The 15,678-nt window shown below is 66.4% G+C and carries 17 protein-coding genes; 2 read left to right on the top strand and 15 right to left on the bottom strand.

The annotated features are described in order from the left end of the window. Positions 1-156: 156 nt before the first annotated feature. From HCO70_RS00995 to HCO70_RS01025, 7 genes are read right to left on the bottom strand one after another with little or no spacing between them, the layout of a single operon-like run. On the bottom strand, positions 157-1,515 hold the full coding sequence (locus HCO70_RS00995; RefSeq protein ID WP_172292229.1) for an MmgE/PrpD family protein: 1,359 nt from the start codon (positions 1,513-1,515) through the stop codon (positions 157-159). Next, positions 1,509-2,624 (bottom strand): CapA family protein, encoded by a 1,116-nt coding sequence (locus tag HCO70_RS01000; protein WP_172292231.1) that lies wholly within the window; start codon positions 2,622-2,624, stop codon positions 1,509-1,511. Before HCO70_RS01000 ends, HCO70_RS00995 begins: the two co-directional genes overlap by 7 nt. Continuing rightward, positions 2,625-3,578, bottom strand: a complete 954-nt coding sequence (locus HCO70_RS01005; protein WP_172292233.1) for an oligopeptide/dipeptide ABC transporter ATP-binding protein — start codon at positions 3,576-3,578, stop codon at positions 2,625-2,627. It lies immediately after the preceding gene. Beyond that, a complete protein-coding gene (locus tag HCO70_RS01010) occupies positions 3,575-4,537 on the bottom strand; it encodes an ABC transporter ATP-binding protein (protein ID WP_172292235.1) in 963 nt (320 codons plus the stop codon). Before HCO70_RS01010 ends, HCO70_RS01005 begins: the two co-directional genes overlap by 4 nt. Next, the gene (locus HCO70_RS01015; RefSeq protein WP_172292237.1) at positions 4,534-5,367 is read right to left on the bottom strand and encodes an ABC transporter permease; all 834 of its coding nucleotides are present in this window, start codon (positions 5,365-5,367) and stop codon (positions 4,534-4,536) included. Before HCO70_RS01015 ends, HCO70_RS01010 begins: the two co-directional genes overlap by 4 nt. Beyond that, complete coding sequence (locus tag HCO70_RS01020) at positions 5,367-6,290, bottom strand: ABC transporter permease (protein ID WP_172292239.1); 924 nt, start codon at positions 6,288-6,290, stop codon at positions 5,367-5,369. The genes HCO70_RS01015 and HCO70_RS01020 overlap by 1 nt, the downstream gene beginning before the upstream one ends. A gap of 55 nt (positions 6,291-6,345) precedes the next feature. Then, a complete protein-coding gene (locus HCO70_RS01025; RefSeq protein ID WP_172292241.1) occupies positions 6,346-7,896 on the bottom strand; it encodes an ABC transporter substrate-binding protein in 1,551 nt (516 codons plus the stop codon). Between the two features lie 136 nt (positions 7,897-8,032). Here HCO70_RS01025 and HCO70_RS01030 point away from each other — a divergent pair, with 136 nt between their 5' ends. Then, on the top strand, positions 8,033-8,716 hold the full coding sequence (locus HCO70_RS01030) for a GntR family transcriptional regulator (protein WP_172292243.1): 684 nt from the start codon (positions 8,033-8,035) through the stop codon (positions 8,714-8,716). Here the strand turns inward: HCO70_RS01030 and HCO70_RS01035 are convergent, their stop codons facing one another. Further along, on the bottom strand, positions 8,717-9,940 hold the full coding sequence (locus HCO70_RS01035) for a cytochrome P450 (RefSeq protein ID WP_172292245.1): 1,224 nt from the start codon (positions 9,938-9,940) through the stop codon (positions 8,717-8,719). Positions 9,941-10,077: 137 nt separating this feature from the next. Here HCO70_RS01035 and HCO70_RS01040 point away from each other — a divergent pair, with 137 nt between their 5' ends. Continuing rightward, a complete protein-coding gene (locus tag HCO70_RS01040) occupies positions 10,078-11,529 on the top strand; it encodes an aldehyde dehydrogenase family protein (protein ID WP_172292247.1) in 1,452 nt (483 codons plus the stop codon). A 59-nt stretch (positions 11,530-11,588) separates the two neighbouring features. Here the strand turns inward: HCO70_RS01040 and HCO70_RS01045 are convergent, their stop codons facing one another. The 7 genes from HCO70_RS01045 to HCO70_RS01075 form a co-directional block, all read right to left on the bottom strand. Beyond that, positions 11,589-12,398 carry a division plane positioning ATPase MipZ gene (locus HCO70_RS01045; protein ID WP_172292249.1) on the bottom strand — a complete coding sequence of 270 codons (810 nt, stop codon included), beginning with the start codon at positions 12,396-12,398 and terminating at the stop codon, positions 11,589-11,591. A 206-nt stretch (positions 12,399-12,604) separates the two neighbouring features. Further along, the gene (rpmE, locus tag HCO70_RS01050) at positions 12,605-12,826 is read right to left on the bottom strand and encodes a 50S ribosomal protein L31 (RefSeq protein WP_172292251.1); all 222 of its coding nucleotides are present in this window, start codon (positions 12,824-12,826) and stop codon (positions 12,605-12,607) included. 11 nt (positions 12,827-12,837) lie between these two features. Next, positions 12,838-13,221 (bottom strand): 50S ribosomal protein L19, encoded by a 384-nt coding sequence (rplS, locus tag HCO70_RS01055; RefSeq protein ID WP_172292253.1) that lies wholly within the window; start codon positions 13,219-13,221, stop codon positions 12,838-12,840. Between the two features lie 399 nt (positions 13,222-13,620). Continuing rightward, positions 13,621-14,424: a tRNA (guanosine(37)-N1)-methyltransferase TrmD gene (trmD, locus tag HCO70_RS01060; protein WP_172292255.1), complete on the bottom strand. Its 804-nt coding sequence runs from the start codon at positions 14,422-14,424 to the stop codon at positions 13,621-13,623. Positions 14,425-14,484: 60 nt separating this feature from the next. After that, complete coding sequence (locus HCO70_RS01065; RefSeq protein WP_172292257.1) at positions 14,485-14,649, bottom strand: DUF1328 family protein; 165 nt, start codon at positions 14,647-14,649, stop codon at positions 14,485-14,487. Positions 14,650-14,736: 87 nt separating this feature from the next. After that, the gene (gene rimM / locus HCO70_RS01070; protein WP_172292259.1) at positions 14,737-15,252 is read right to left on the bottom strand and encodes a ribosome maturation factor RimM; all 516 of its coding nucleotides are present in this window, start codon (positions 15,250-15,252) and stop codon (positions 14,737-14,739) included. Continuing rightward, on the bottom strand, positions 15,249-15,671 hold the full coding sequence (locus tag HCO70_RS01075) for an EVE domain-containing protein (RefSeq protein WP_172292261.1): 423 nt from the start codon (positions 15,669-15,671) through the stop codon (positions 15,249-15,251). The genes rimM and HCO70_RS01075 overlap by 4 nt, the downstream gene beginning before the upstream one ends. Between the last annotated feature and the right edge of the window lie 7 nt (positions 15,672-15,678).

Consider the following 15,678-nt stretch of genomic DNA (forward strand, 5'->3'; position numbering starts at 1 on the left):
GTTCGTCCCCGACTTTCCACGTTTTGCCGGGGCGGTACAACAGATTGCGGATTAGACGCGCATGTGCCCGGTGATTGTGCGTTTTGTGCGCCTATTTTGCGGGCGGCCGGGAGGAGCCGTATGCCGCGAAGATCGCCGGCGGGGCGGAATATTCTATTAATTTTCGGCGTTTGGGACCGAGATTCGCCGGAACGGGTCGAGCAGAACCGCAGCCGGCGTTTCGCCCGGTGCCGTTGCCAGCTTGTCGAGCAAACCCGTTGCCACGATCTTTGGCAGGGCGTGCAAGAGGCAGTCGAGCCATTTGCCGGACATCGCCCTGAAATCGGTGGCGGACGCGATAACGGCGGGCGGATCGGGTAGGATATGGTCTGTTTTGGCGCCATCGCTCATCGTCAGGCGGGCGGATTGGGTGTTTCCCGGGGCGCAGCCGGCCATGGTGATGCGGACTGCAAGCGCAAGGACATTTGCGTCGCTGAGAGCGGCAGGGGCAAAGCTGGACAATCCCGGCGCGCCGTGGATCAGGGCGCAGGCGAAACAGAAGGGTATTGAGAAGCGCGCGCCGATGGGCGTCGTCGGTTTCTGCCGTTCTTCCAGCGGGTTGAATAGCATGTCGTTCGGCGGGTGCAGGGTGAAAGCGGCGGCCGTGATGTTGTCTGGCCCGACGCCTTGAATGCGCAGGTCGAGGGCAAAGGCGATAGCCTCGTGAGTCCCCCGGCAGCAGGGCCATTGCTTCAGGCTGACGGTTTCGCCTGCGAAGGTCTGGCCGAAGTCTTCGAAGGCGGATTTGTCGGGCGGGTCGCCTGCGAGGATCGCGGCGAGGCCGGATCTGCCTTCCAGCGGTTCGAGGACTCCCTTCACGCCCATCCGCGCCAGCAGCGCGCCCTCGACGGCGGCGCGGGCGGCGAAACCGTCGCGGACGGCGCGCAGGTCGGAGGCGGGGGAGCGTTTCAGCTCGTCGGTCAGCATGAACTGGCACAGGGTCAGTGAGACCGCATCGACCGTCTGTTCCGGCGTCAGGTGCAGCAGATGTGCCGCGCCGAAGCCTGCCGCAATCGCGCCGATCATGGGCGGGTGGTACCAGCCGCGCGTGGCCGGGTCGGAGGCAAGCGACAGGCCGAAACGACAGGCGATGTCGCAGCCGATGGCCATGGCGGCGAGGATGTCGGCGAGGGTTCTGTTCTCGGCCTCGGCGAGGGCGAGGACCGTGGGGATCAGCGCGGCGTTCGGGTGCAGGCCGGCAGGCTCGAACGTATCCTCGAAGTCGATGGCATGGGCGAGGGCGCCGTTTCCCAGGGCAGCGCCCGCCGGTGTCGATGTGCCGCCCGCAAGGAGCGTGCAGGGGCCGGGTGTGCGGGCATGGTCGGAAAACAGCGTGGCGCGGGGTTCGAGCGCGGTGGCGGCAGCCATCGTGGACAGGCCGTCGGCGAGGCAGATGCGGGCGGCGTGCTGTGCTTTGGCGGGAAGGTCGGCGTAGCGGATGGCGGCCGCCGTTTCCGCAAGCCTGCGCGTCAGCATCGCGCGCTGGGCCGGATCAGGTCGCCATCGGCGGTGTAGTCGGTGGCGAAACGGGCTTCTTCGGTTATGTCGCGCAGGTAGGTCAGGATCTTGTCGAACCTGGGATCGTCGGGCGCGACGAAACGGGGGTCTGCGCTGCGGTCGATCCAGACCGGGACCAGCGCAAAGTCGACGAGGCCGCTCTTGTCGAAGGACGCCTCGACCGTGATCGACATCGCGCTGTCGGGCGGGAAGTTGTAGTTCGAGGTGAAGTCCGGGATCCAGTCGGGGTTCAGCTTCTGGATCTCGCGGAAGCCTTTCGATTTGGCGTGCGCCTCGTCCATCTTCAGGTCCAGCGCGAAATTGGCGAGGCTGTGGACTATGGGGCGGCCCCTGTAGAACTCCATCCCCTTCAGGATATGCGCGTGGCAGCCCAGCACCATGTCTGCGCCCGCGTCGATCACCGCGCGGGCGACGTCGCGCTGGTAATCGGGGACGACGGCGGGGACGAAATGGATGCCGGCATGGTGCGAGACGATGACGGCGTCGACCTTTGCGCGCAGGGCCGCGACGGAAGCGGTGAGCGCGGCGAGATCCTCGCGATGCGGGAAGGTGTGGATGCGGGCGGGTGTGCCGGGCTGATCGTGCTCGATCTGTTCATAGACGGTGTGGCCGCGCATCGGGGCGCAGCCGGGCTTGTTTTCCTCGGCCCAGTAGTTCTGGGGCAGGATCGAATTCACGGCGAGGAAGCCGAGGGTGACGCCGTTGCGCTCGACGATGACCGGCTTGCGGGCTTCTTCGATATTGGCGCCCGCGCCCATCCGCATGGCGCCGGCTCGGTCGAGATTGGCGAGGGTGTCGAGCATGCCCTCGGCGCCCCAGTCCATCGTGTGGTTGCCGGCGAAGCTGACGACTTCCAGCCCCGTGGCGACAAGGGCGTCGGCGATTTCGGGCTTGCCGCGCATGGTGTGACGGGCCTGCGGCAGGCGCTGGCCGCGGGTGGTCAGGTTCACCTCGAGCTGGCAGTAGCCGATGTCGGCTTTGGTCAGCCGGTCGCGGACATGGGTGAAGATGGTGGCGGGGTCGTCGCGGTCCGGGGCGACGTCGCCGACGGCGGTGAAGCGCAGCATCTACCAGTCCTCCGCGTGGGTCATGTGGCAGGCGACGGCGCCGTCGCCGGTGGGTTCAAGCGGCGGGCGGGCGGTGGCGCAGACGTCACGAGAGAAGGGGCAGCGGGTGTGGTACGGGCAGCCGGAGGGCGGGTTCATCGGCGACGGCAGTTCGCCGCGCGGGGGAACGTCGGCAGGGGGTGCGTCGGGGTCGGCGGGCAGGGCGGCGGCGAGGAGGGCGCGGGTGTAGGGATGGTCGGGGGCGGTGCAGATCTTGGCGGCGGGGCCGCGTTCGACGACGCGGCCGAGGTAGATCACGATCACCTCGTCGCACATGAAACGGACGGTGGCGAGGTCGTGGGAGACGAAGAGCGTGGCGAGGCCGTATTCGGCGCGCAGGTCCTTCAGGACGTTGAGGATCTGGGCGCGGATGGAGATGTCCTGCGACGAGACGGGTTCGTCGAGGAGCATGAGTTCGGGCTTCGAGGCGAGGGCGCGGGCGATGGCGATGCGCTGGCGCTGACCGCCGGAGAATTCGGCGGGGACGCGGTCTCCGTCTCTGGCGCTGAGGCCGACCGCTTCCAGCACCTCGTCGACGCGGGCGTCGATCTCTCGCCGGGACATGTCGGTGGCGGCGGCGAGGGGTTCGCGGATGATGCGGCGGACGCGGAGGCGGGGGTTGAGGGAGGAATAGGGGTTCTGGAAGACCGGCTGGACGGATTTGCGGTAGGCCTTGCGTTCGGGGGCGGTGAGCGTGGCCAGCGACTTGCCCTTGAACCGGACCTCGCCGGTGGTGGGCGCGTCGAGCAGCAGGAGCAGGCGGTTCAGGGTGGTCTTGCCGCAGCCGGATTCGCCGACGACGCCGAGCGATCTGCCCGGCTCGCAGTCGAGGTTCACGTCGGTCAGGGCGTGGAGGTGGCCCTTTCTGACGCGGAAGGCGCGGCCGAGGCCGTGGGCGGAGAGGATCGCGGTCATGCCACTTCCTCCCGCGCGCGCCAGCAGGCGACGGTGTGGCCGGGGCGCAGCGTTTCGGTCGCGGGCTGCATGCGGCATTTGTCGATGGCGAGCGGGCAGCGCGGGTGAAAGGCGCAGCCCTCGGGGCGGGCGCCGACGGAGGGCGGGGCGCCCTCGATCATCGGCAGGCGGTCGAGCGCGTGGGAAGTCGAAGGGACGGCGGCGAGGAGGGCGCGGGTGTAGGGGTGCTGCGGGTTGCGGAAAATCTCGCGCACCGGGCCGGTTTCGACAATGCGGCCGGCGTACATGACGGCGACGCGGTCGCAGATCCGGGCGACGACGCCGAAGTCGTGGGTGACGAAGAGCATCGCCATGTGATGTGCCCGCTGCAGTTCGCGCAGGAGGTCGAGGAACTGATACTGGATCGTCGCGTCCAGTGCGGTGGTGGGCTCGTCGCAGATGATCAGGGCGGGGTCCTGTGCCAGCCCGATGGCGGAGACGACACGCTGCCGCATGCCGCCAGACATCTGGTGCGGGTAGGCGCGCAGGCGTTCGGCGGGAGAGGGAATGTTGACCTCTGCCAGCGCCGCCTCGGCGGCTTTCGCGAGATCGGGCTTGCCCGCGCGCCGAAGTGCTTCCTTCAGCTGCGAGCCGACGGAGAACACGGGGTTCAGCGAGGCCATCGGATCCTGCAGGATCATCGAGATCTCGCCGCCGCGCAGCTTGTGCAGCGATTTCGCCGGCATCTTCAGGATATCCTCGCCACGCCAGAAGATCTCTCCGGTCGTTCCGGCGGCGAGGTTCGGCGGTGTCAGCCGCAACACGGACATGCCCAGCGTGGACTTGCCCGATCCGCTTTCGCCAACAAGGCCCACGGTTTCGCCGGGGTCGACGTCCAGCGAAATGTTATCGAGGATCGCGGGCGCGTCGGCCTCGCGGCCAAGGCGGACGGTCAGGTTGCGGACGGAAAGCAGGCTCATGCGGTCCTCCCCCGGAGGGCCGGGTTGATCCGGTCGGTCAGGGCATCGCCGACGATGTTCACGGCCATGACGACCAGCAGAATCGCGATGCCGGGGAACAGGCTGATCCACCACGCCGTGACGACAAGCCCGCGGCCATCGGCGACCATCGAACCCCAGGACGGGTTGGGGGGCGGCACGCCGACGCCGAGGAAGCTGAGCGATGCCTCCAGCACGATGACCACGCCGACCTGCAGGGTCGCGACGACGATCAGTGACGGCGCGATGTTCGGGAGGATGTGGCGGAAGATGATCATCCCGTGGCCGAGGCCCGATGTCCGGGCGAGGGCGACGTAATCCTCGTTCTTCACCCGCAGCGCCTCGCCACGCGACATGCGGGCGTATTGCGACCAGAGCACCAGCGAGATGACGATGACGATATTGGCAAAGCTGGGCCCGGAGATCGCGCCGATCAGCAATGCCAGAAGGATCACCGGCAGCGACAGGGCGAGGTCGACGATGCGCATCAGCAGCCGGTCGACCCAGCCGCCGACATAACCGGAAAACGTGCCGATGGCCGTGCCGATGCTGCCCGCGATGCCGATGACGACGACGCAGACGGCGAGCGAGATGCGGGCGCCCTGCACCAGCCGGGCCAGCATGTCGCGGCCAAGCCGGTCGGTGCCGAGGATATGCTCTATCGAGCCCCCTTCGATCCAGAACGGCGGGTCGAGCCGGGCACGGAGCGAGCCGCGCAGGGGATCATGCTCTATCAGGTAGGGGCCGACGAGCGCGGTCAGCACGAAGAGGATCAGAAGGCCGATGGCCGCGTAGAAGGAATACTTCTGCATCAGCCCGCGTCCCTCATCCGCGGGTCGATGGCGAGGTAGAGCATGTCCACCGCGAAATTGGCGAGGATGAACATCGCGGTGATGACCAGCACGACGGTCTGGATCACCGGGAAGTCGCGGGAGACGATGGATTCGTAGGCCAGCCGCCCGATGCCGGGCCACGCGAAAACGGTTTCGACGACGACGGCGCCGGTGATCATGGTGGCAAAGAACGCGCCCATGAACGTGACGACCGGGATCAGGCTGTTCGACAGGGCGTGTTTGAAAATCACCGTCGCTTCGGACACGCCCTTTACACGGGCGAGCTTGACGTATTCCGACCCGAGCGCGTCCAGCATCGAGGCGCGGACCAGGCGGGTGACGGCGGCGAGGGTGAAGGTGCCCAAGGTCAGGGCCGGCAGGATGTAGTGCTGCCAGGTTCCGTAGCCCGAGGTCGGCAGCAGCCCCCATTTCACCGAAACGATGTAGATCAGCACGATGCCCAGCCAGAAGCTTGGCACCGACTGCCCCAACAGGGCGATGACGCGGACCAGCACGTCGATCCACGAGCCGCGGGTGACTGCGGCGACGACGCCCATCGCGATACCGACGACCAGCGTGAAGGCGAGTGCGACGGCGGCCAGCGAGATCGACGCGGGCAGGCGGCTCATCACCAAGTCCAGCGCGTCCTGCCGCCCGGCGTTCACCGATTGTCCGAAATCACCCTGCAGCGCGTTGCCGACGAAGGACAGGTATTGCCGCCACATCGGCTGATCGAGGTGCAGCTGCTCGATCAGCATCTGCCTGTCGGCCTCGGTGGCGCTGTCACTGAGCAAGAGCGCCACCGGATCCCCGGTGACGCGGCTCAGTAGAAAAATGACGAGGCTCATCAGCAACAGCGCGGCGAACGCCTCGATAAGCCGGCCGGTAATCTGCCGAAGCATCGGCCGTAGTCTCCCTGCCTTGCCGGCGGGGCCGCGCGGGCCCCGCCGATTGGGTTTACTCGGCCTTTCCGACCGTATCGAAGTTATACACGTATGCGGTGTCGATGACCCATTCGCCGACATCCGGGCCGACGGCCCAGGGTTCGTTGGCGAGCACCATGAACACGGCGCCGGCCTGATCACGGATGTACTGGCCGATTTCGGTGAGCTTCTCGGTCCGCGCCGCCGGATCGGTTTCCGCCGCCAGTTCCGCCATCAGCGCCTCGAGATCGTCCGAGGTGAAGGAGGCGAAGAGCGACTGCGTCGAGAAGCCCGCCTCGACCCCGTTTTCCGGGTTCGGGAATGGGAAGCCGCGGTGGGTCATCGCGAAGTCGAGCGCCTTGCCGGATGTCCATTCGGTGCGGATCGACGGCCAGTCGCCCGGCTCGATCGTCGCGTTGATGCCGACGTCTGCCCAGTAGAGCGCGGCGGCTTCGGCCATCAGCGGCAGTTCGGCGCCGGGGGTGGTGGCGAAGGTCTTCAGTGTCATGTCAAAGCCGTCGGGGTATCCGGCCTCGGCCAGCAGTTCGCGCGCCTTGTCCGGGTCGTAGGGATAGGGCTGTACCGAGTCCCACGCGGCGACGGGGGTGTCGCCGTTGGCGACGGTGCCCTCGCCCGCGAAGAGCTCGTCGATGATCGCCTGCTTGTCGATGGCGTAGTTCATCGCCTGCCGGACGCGCACGTCGGACCACGGGTTTTCCTTGTTGAACCGCGCCTCGTCCGTCTGGACGGTGCCGCCGAGGCGGATGACGGGGGACCATGTCTTTTCGGCGGAGACGATGCGCAGGCCGGCGTCCTTGAGGCCGGCGATGGAGTCGAAGCTGACCGGCGCGATGTCGGCCTCGCCCGCCTGCAGCATGGCGACGCGGGTGGCTTCCTCGGGCACGATGCGGATGGCGACGGTTTCCCAATCGGGCGAGACCCGCCAGTGGTCGATGTCGCGCAGGGTCAGCACCACTTCGGAGCCGTCGGTGCTGTGGTCGAGCACATAGGGGCCGGTGCCGACCGGGGCGGCGGTGTCGGCGCCCGCGGCGAGGCCTTCGATGTAGCTTTTGCAGACGATGCCGAGCTGCTGCGCCTCGCCGAAGTAGCCCTTGTCGAGCAGGAAGTCGGGCGCCTTGAGGTTGACGACGACGGTGAGGTCATCGGGCGTGTCGATGGTGTCGATGATCCGCCGCATGGTCGAGGCGGGGCCGGCGCGGCTGTCTTCGGCGACGAGGCGTTCGATGGAGTATTTCACGTCTTCGGCGGTGACGTCGCCGCAGCTTTCGTCGGAGAACGGCACGCCTTCGCGGAGGTGGAAGGTCCAGGTCTTGCCCTCGTTCGACATTTCCCAGCTTTCGGCGAGGCCGGGCTCGGTGTTCCCCTCGGGGTCGAGGTAGACGAGGTATTCGTAGACGAGATCCAGATAGGTCTTGCGCTGGCCCGAGCCGGACCAGGGTGTCATCGTCTGGTCCGAAAGCGTCGGGGTGGCGATGACGAGCTCGCCGTCGGCGGCGAGCGCGGGCAGTGCCAGGCACGTCGCCGCGGCGGCTGACAGCAATGCCGCCCGTGTGGTGTGAATCATGATTTCCTCCCTGTCGGCTGTTACGCCCTTTGTCCTGAGGTAATCTCTCGATCTTGGGTCAGATTGTCAACAATCTTGACTCTCGCGCGTTTGGGGTGGAGTCGGTATCCTGTGCCGCACTTGGGAAGGAGGCGCTGTGCCGGAAGATCAGGAAACCACGGCGGCGGCGGGGCGGTCGCCCTCGTCGGAAGTCATCGCGCAGGCGCTGAAGGATCGCGTGCTGTCGGGCGGCTACGCGCCGGGCCAGCGGCTGATCGAGATGGAGCTGGCCGAGGAATTCGGCGTCGGGCGCGGGCGTGTGCGCGAGGCGTTCCGGACGCTGGTGGGCGAGGGCTTGCTGGCCTTCGTCGCCAATCGCGGTGTGATGGTACGGCGGTTTACCCGTGAGGAGATGCTGTCGATCGGCCGCACCCGCGAAGTTCTGGAAGGGCTGGCGGCGCGGCTGGCCGCGGAACGGGAACTGACAGCGGAGGAGCAGGCCGCGCTGTCGGACTGCCAGGCGCGGATGGACCGCGCGGTGGCGGCGGACGATGTGGAAGAGTTCAACCGGGAAAACCGGTCCTACCACGCGCTGATCGCGCAATTCGCCGGGAACGAGCTGATCCTCGATTTCCTGGACCGTGCCCGCGTGCCGCTGATGCGCCTGCAGCTTCCTCCGGGGGCGGCGGCCGAATCGATGCCGCGTTCGAACCGGCACCACCACGCGATCACGACGGCGATCCTGACCGGCATGCCCGACGCGGCAGAGGCCGCGATGCGCGCGCATGTGCGGCGCGGCAACCAGCATATCGCGGAGCTGCCGGACGAGGATTTCCAGTAGCTACAGGAAGCGGACCGGCACGCTGTACGGCCCATATTCCGGCCAGTTGGTCATCGGAGTCGGGCCGATCACCTCGAACCCGTTGCAATGCTTTGCGAAGGTCTCCAGCGAGGCGGTCAGCATCAGCCTTGCCAGCGAAGCGCCGGCGCACTGGTGCGGGCCGCGGCCAAAGGCGAGGTGCGGCGGCGCATTCTTGCGGTCGAGCCGGAATTCATTCGGATCTTCAAAGGCTTCCGGATCCCGGTTCGCCGCGGTGAAGGCAATGGCGATGGGCTCGTCCGCCCGGATTGTCCGACCGCCGATCTCGACATCTTCCACCGGCGTCCGGGCAAAGCCGCGGTACGGCGTATAGAGGCGCAGAAGCTCTTCGGCGATGTCGGGGATCAGCTCGGGCTGATCCTGCATCAGGCGGAAATGCTCGGGGTGGCGGGAGAAGTGAACGGCGACCGATCCGAGGAAGGTCGTCGGCGCGATGATGCCCACCACCAGCAACTGCCGGATCGTGCCGAGGATCAGGTGTTCGGGCAATGGCTCTCCCTGGTCACGCGCGGCAAGCAGGGCAGAGGTCGGATCCTCGCGCGGGTCGCGCGGATTCACCTTGCGGTCGTCGATGATGCCCTGTGCCATGCGGTAAAGGAACTGGCTGGTCGCCTCCAACCCCTTGAGGTCCTTGGTCTGCAGGGCGTGGTTGAACTCCTTGCCGATGGAACGGATCTGCTGCGCGTCCTGCTCGGGTATCTGGAAGAATTCCGCCAGCACGTGAATCGGCAGGTGATAGGAGAAGTCGAGGCAGATATCCGCCTCTTTCATCGCGGGCAGCGGCGCGAAGAGGCGGTCGGCGATGTCGCGCACGATGGGCCGCCAGTGGTCAATACGTTCCTGCCGAAACAGGGGCGCGATGGCGCGGCGGTAGGGCGTGTGTTCCGGCGGATCGAGGTGCAGCGGCGGGCGGCGACCCGTCGTGGCGACGCGGGGCACGACGTTCTGGACCGCCGTGGAGAATTTTGCGGAATTGCCCATCGCCTCGGCCACGTCGTCGTACCGGGTCAAGAGCCAGAACCCGCCAAGATCGTTGGAATGCGCCACCGGGCAGCGGCTGCGCAGATCCTCGAACAGTTGCGGCACATCGTCGAACTGCTCAACCCATTCGGCGTCGAAGTCGTGCTCTTTCGAAAACCGCTCCTGTCCCTGCGGTTCGCGGCGATCATGAATGACGTGAGCCATGGATTCTCCCATTGATTGTCGACAATATGAGTTGGGGTTAGGACATTGGCAAGCCCTTCCACGCCCAACCGGTTCAAACCGCGCCTAGTGCCGGCGGCGAAGCTGGACTAGGACTCGGCGGAAAGCGGAGGCATGCCATGACCGAGATCGCGCCCTACTGGCAGAACTACATCGACGGGAGCTGGACCGATGGCGGCGCCGGGCGGCTTACAGTGGACGATCCGGGCAGCGGCGAGGTTCTGGCAGAGCAGGCGCTGGCGGATGCCACGGACGTCGACCGCGCGGTGCAGGCGGCGAAACGATGCCACGAAAGCGGTGTGCTGACCGACATGCGGCCACTGGAGCGCGGGCGGCTGGTGCAGGGCATGGCGGTGTGGTTCCGTGACCATGCCGACGAGATCGCGACCGTGCTGACGCGGGAACAGGGCAAGCCGTTCTGGGAAGCGAAAGGTGAGGTCGAGAACGCCGCGAAGTATTTCGAGTATTTCGGCAACCAGGCCTCGACGGTCGAGGGCAAGTCGATCCCGCTGGGTGCGGGATACATCGACTACACGGTGCCCGAGCCCTATGGCGTCTCGGCCCAGATCATCCCGTGGAACTTTCCGCTTGAGATCGCCGCGCGCTCCATCGCCTGCGGGATCGCCACCGGCAACACCTGTGTCGTGAAGTCGTCGGAGATGACGCCGCTGTCGTCCAGCTACTTCGCCCGCGCGGGCGAAGCGGTGGGGCTGCCCAAAGGAGCGCTGAACGTCCTGACCGGGCTGGGTGGCGAAGCGGGCGCGGCGCTGGCCGGGCACCCGGATATCGACCAGATCGTCTTTACCGGTTCCGTCGCCACGGGTCAGCGGATCGCGGCGGCGGCGGCGAACAGCGTCATTCCTTGCGTGCTGGAGCTTGGCGGGAAATCGGCGGCGATCGTGCACGAGGATGCGGATCTGGATGCGTTCGAAGCCTCGGTCCGTAAGGGGATCTTCATCAATGCAGGGCAGGTCTGTTCGGCGATGTCACGGATCGTGGCGCACCCCAAGGTGCATGACGAGATCGCCGACCGGATCGTTTCGCTGGCGAAATCGCTGTCGGTCGGGCCGGGTATCGAGCGGACCGAGTTCGGAGCGAACATGGGCCCGATGATCAGCGTGAAGCAGCGCGACCGCGCCGTGGGTATGGTCGCGCAGGCGGAGGCGGACGGCGCCAGCGCCGCGACGGGTGGCCGGGCGCTGAACCTGCCGGGGTCGTTCATGGAACCGACGCTGATGACCGGTGTGACGCCGGACATGCAGATTGCGCAGGAAGAGGTGTTCGGCCCGGTCGTGTCGCTGATGCGCTATGGCGACGAGGCGGATGCGATCCGCATCGCCAACGGCACGCAATACGGGCTGGTCGCGGGCGTGTTCACGCGCGATCTGGACCGGGCGGGCCGGGCGGCGGGCAAGCTCCGCGCGGGGCAGGTCTTTGTCAACGAGTGGTTTGCGGGCGGGATCGAGACGCCGTTCGGCGGTTACGGCAAGTCCGGTTACGGCCGTGAGAAGGGTCGTGAGGCGCTGTGGAACTACGTTCAGACGAAGAACGTGGCGATCCGGCTGGGGTAGGCGGCGGGGTCTGGCAGATCAGGAGGGTTCCGGCCCGGATTGTATCCGGGACCGCAGGCTCAGAAGTCGACCGTGACGCCCGGCAGCTTCAGCGCCGTCATCAGGTCGCGCAGTTCCTGCCGTGCCGCGACCATCGAGATGTTGAACTGCTTTACGCCGACATCCTTGAGGTCGAGCAGCGTCAGGCCGCGCGGGAACAGTTCGCGGAAGGTCACACGCTCGGTAAAGCCGGGGGCGACGCGGAAGCCCAGACGGCGCGCCAGCTTGTTCAGCGCCGCGATCATCAGTTCCTTGTTGACCATGCGCTGCGGGCCGACGCGGTTGCGGACGACGACCCAGTCGATGGCGGTCAGCCCGGCCTGGCTGCGCAGCTGCCGCGCGCTCCACACCATTTCGGAATAGACGGAGGGGCCCATGATCTCGTGCGTTTCGCCGTCGGTCTTGGCGAGAAGATCGAAGTCGAGGAAGGAGTCGTTCAGCGGCGTGATCAGCGTGTCGGCCAGCGAATGCGCCACCTGGCTGAGACGGGTGTGCGAGCCGGGGCAGTCGATCAGGATGAAGTCGCAGATGCGTTCCAGTCCCGAGACGGCCATGGACAGGCGGCGGTCGTAGATGTTTTCGCCCGCGGCGAGGTCGCCCTTTTCCACGTCGGGCAGGTCGCGGAATTCGGGTACGGGCAGGTCGAGCCCGTGGCGTTCCATGTAGGTCAGCCGGTTTTCGAGGTAGCGGGTCAGGGTCTTCTGGCGAAGGTCCAGGTCGATCACGCCGACCTTGTGGCCGAGGCGCGCAAGCGACGTCGCCACGTGCATCGACACGGTGGACTTGCCGGCTCCGCCCTTTTCATTTCCCACGACGATGATATGCGCCATGGCCTGTCCCTCACCCGTCCCTTAGGGACTGTATCTGCCTCGTTTGGGCCACTATATGTTGAGGGGACACACAATGGAAGCATTGCTGCGGAGTTTTCCCCACAAATATTGTGGTGTGCTTTGGCTGTGTTTTCTGGCTTTGTCCGGGGACAAGACTCAAAACGCCGCCCCGAGGGGCGGCGCTTCGTGTTCGGTCTGGTGCAGGCTTAGAAGCCCAGGCCTTCGTATTTCTTCTTGAACTTCGACACGCGGCCGCCGGTATCCATCAGGCGGGTGCCGCCGCCGGTCCAGGCCGGGTGCACGGAAGGGTCGACGTCCAGAGACAGGCTGTCGCCTTCGTTGCCCCAGGTGGTTTTCATCTGCACGACGGTGCCGTCAACCAGCTTGACGTCGATGATGTGGTAGTCGGGATGGGTATCTTTTTTCATCGTCCGTCTCCTTACGCGCCGGTGTTTTCGAGCGGCTTGTAGTGGGTATCTTCAGCGATACGGGCCGATTTTCCGCGGCGCGAGCGCAGGTAGTACAGCTTGGCGCGGCGGACCTTGCCGCGGCGCACCACGGTGATCGAATCGATGTTGGTCGAGAAGAGCGGGAACACCCGTTCCACGCCTTCGCCGAAGGAGATCTTGCGTACCGTGAACGAGCCGGCGATGCCGTTGCCGTTCTTGCGGGAAATGCAGACGCCTTCGTAGTTCTGCACCCGGGTGCGGGTGCCCTCGGTCACCTTGTAACCGACGCGGATAGTATCGCCGGCCTTGAAGTCCGGGATGTCCTTGCCGAGCTCCTTGATCTGCTCGGCTTCCAGTTCAGCGATCAGGTCCATCTGATCCACTCCTATTCTGCCCCCGGTTTGCCCGGGAAGGTTGATGCCGCCTCAGAGCTCCTGGTCTTCTATCGGGTTCGCCGCAGCGCCCGCCGGAGGTTCAGGTCGTCGTTCCTTGATCTGCTGCCCGCGGGACCGGCTTTGACGGGGCGAAGAAACCCCTGTGCGCAATCCCATCGGCGAACAGCAAAAACACCTGACTCGGGCGCAGCCCGGCAGGTTGGGGGCTTTTAAGGGAAAACGGGGGCGGTTGGCAAGGGGGCCGGGCGGCTAAAATGTGGGGCCGCGATGCACGCCAGCCCATCATTGCTGGGGGCTCTACCCGTCATCAAACGCGCTTGCACCGATGACGCACGCCGGGTCCATTCCGGGATGTTCTCGGCCAGAAAATGCGGGGGATCAGGTTGGTTTGCCCTGATGAGCCGCCCAGAGGTCGGGGCGTCGTTCCCGGGTGAGGGATTCAGACTGGCTGCGGCGCCATTTCTCGACCTCGCCATGGTTGCCGGAGAGCAGGACCGGCGGAATCTCGTGGCCGCGCCACTCGGCGGGACGGGTGTATTGCGGGTGCTCGAGCAGGCCCTCGGAAAAGCTTTCTTCCTCGGTCGACGTCTCGTTGCCCAGCACGTTCGGCATCAGCCGGACGGTGGCGTCAAGCAGCGCCTGCGCTGCGATTTCGCCGCCGGTCAGGACGAAGTCGCCCAGCGAGATTTCCTCGATCCCGTAGGCGTCGATGACACGCTGGTCGAGCCCCTCGAACCGGCCGCAGATCAGGGTGGCACCCTTCGTTTGCGACAGTCGCCGGGCGGTGGCCTGGTCGAAGGGTTTGCCGCGCGGGGAAAGGTAGATGATCGGCCATTCGGCGCGGTCGGGCGGGGTGCCTTTTGCCGCGTGGTCGAGAGCTGCCCCCATCACGTCGGCACGCAGGACCATGCCAGCGCCGCCGCCTGCGGGCGTGTCGTCGACGTTGCGGTGTTTCCCTTCGCCGAAGGGCCGAAGGTCGATGGGTTCCAGCCGCCACAGGCCCTTTTCAAGCGCCTTGCCGGTCAGGGATGCGCCCAGCACGCCGGGGAAGGTATCGGGGAACAGGGTAATGACCTTCGCGGTCCAGGCGCCGGCCAGTTCGGGCCGGTCGGTCATCGGTTCGCGCGGTTTGAGGCTTGCGCCGATGGACAGGCGTCCATGGGATTTGCTGGGGCGGGTCATGCAGCGTTCCATAGCGGAAAACGCGATGCAGTCCAGCCCGCCCCGGATCTCAGGTGCGGGTCAGGCCGCCAGACCGATGATGCCGAACAGTACCAGCAGGAACAGGATCAGCACCACGAAGACCAGTATCTTCGCGCCAGAAAGGGCGAGGCCGGAGATGCGGCCGAAGCCCAGTAGCGCCGCGATGGCCGCGACGACGAGAAGTATCAGAATCCATTCGATCATTTGTCCGTCCTTTCCGTTCCGGCCATCCGAACTGGCGCCGTTTTCGGAAGGACAACGCCGAAAGGGTGCGGCGCGTTCCGGTATGGATCACTGTTCGGGGAACAGGCCCTCGGGCGGGTCGGCGACGATGCGGCCGGCGGAGAGATCGACGGTCGGTACTATCGCGAGGGTGAAGGGCAGCAGGACCGGCTCTTTCAGGCCGGCGCCCGTTACCTCCAGCAGGTCGGTGGCGCCGTGGTTCAGGACGGCCTTGACCGTGCCGAGGAGCGCGCCGCCGGTGTCGCGGACTTCGAGGCCGATCAGGTCGGCGTGGTAGTATTCGTCATCCGGCAGATCGGGCAGAGCGTCACGGTCGGCATAAAGGCGGACGCCGCGCAGGGTGTCCGCCTGTTCCTTGGTCGCGATGCCGTCGACGCGGGCGGCGAAGCCGGACTTGATCGACTGGGTCAGGTTCAGGGCGAACTGGCGTTTGCCGTCCTCGGACCAGAGCGGGCCGTAATCGGCGATCGCCTCGGGATCGGCGCAGAAGCTTTTCAGCCGCACCTCTCCCTTGACCCCGAAGGACCCGGCGAAGGCGCCGACGCAGATGCGGTCGTCGTTCATGCGGTGAGACCCATCGCGCTGGCAATCAGGCGATAATCCGGGTCGGGGATCGCGAATTTCCCCTGTCGGAAGGCCATGCCCCAGTGCTGCTTGTTGCGGATGAAGCCGAGGTCATCCAGCAGCGGCCGCACCGGGACGGTGTTCACGTCGTCGAACCGCGCGGCGCGGCACCAGGCGATCATGCCCGGCGCGAACTCGCGCTGCTCTGCCTCTTCGCCGGTGACCGTTGCGTGGGCGATGAAGGCTTGCACGGGTTTGCCGTCGAAGTCGGTCTTCGGCGCGTAGAGGATCACCGCGTCGCCGACAGAGAGGCTTTTCACCGGCGCTTCGCGGCCATGGCTGAAGGCGACGATGCCCGCTTTGCGGGCCATCGCGGCCTGGCGCTCATGCACGACGCCGATGAAAAAGCTCTGTGCCATCGGAGGG

Source organism: Pseudoruegeria sp. HB172150 (assembly GCF_013184805.1).
GTDB lineage: Bacteria > Pseudomonadota > Alphaproteobacteria > Rhodobacterales > Rhodobacteraceae > Psychromarinibacter.